This is a genomic window from Empedobacter sp. GD03739 (genome assembly GCF_029843245.1).
Taxonomy (GTDB): Bacteria; Bacteroidota; Bacteroidia; order Flavobacteriales; family Weeksellaceae; genus Empedobacter; species Empedobacter falsenii_B.
In genome coordinates this window covers 1-705 of the sequence record NZ_JAOCHX010000119.1, presented here as the reverse complement: position 1 = coordinate 705, position 705 = coordinate 1, and the positions used below count along the sequence as shown (strand labels likewise).

General features: G+C 35.0%; 1 protein-coding gene. It reads left to right on the top strand.

Going from position 1 to position 705, the window contains the following annotated elements; genetic code table 11:
- A partial coding sequence (locus N5E64_RS15675; RefSeq protein ID WP_280038328.1) for an IS256 family transposase occupies positions 1-647 on the top strand: 647 nt, incomplete at its 5' end.
- Positions 648-705: the final 58 nt, after the last annotated feature.

Here is a 705-nt window from a genome sequence, read left to right as displayed (position 1 = left end):
CAGTAGGCTTAAAACGCGATGGACGCAAAGAAGTTTTAGGATTATGGTTAGGTAAAAATGAGTCATCATCCTTTTGGATGAGTGTTTTAACCGATATGAAGGCTAGAGGAACTGAAGATATCTTGATTACAGCAACCGATAACTTAAATGGTTTTACCGATACCATACGTACCGTTTTTCCTGAATCTAAAACACAAATATGTGTAGTACATCAGATTCGAAATGCTTGTAAATACGTTGTTTGGAAAGATAAGAAACAGTTTACTGCTGATATGAAAGAAATCTACAACGCGCCAACTAAACAGGCTGCTGAAGCTGCTTTAAATGATTTTGCTTCTAAGTGGGAACATAAATATTCTTATGCCATCCAAAGCTGGAAAAACAACTGGGAAGACCTTACGGTTTTCTTTGAATTCCCCGTAGATATTAGGAAAATCATATATACCACCAATCTAATTGAGAATCTAAACGGTAAAATAAGGAAGTACACTAAAAATAAATTATCCTTCCCTACAGATGAAGCTGTTATGAAATCCGTATATTTGGCTGTGAGAGAAGCAACTAAAAAATGGTCTATGCCAGTAAGAAACTGGGGAGTTATTATTGATCAATTTTTAATCCTATATCAAGAAAGGGTTAGACTCTAAAAAGTAGAACCTAACCCAAGCTTAATTTTTGAACTTACACACTTTAAGAGACAGTCCT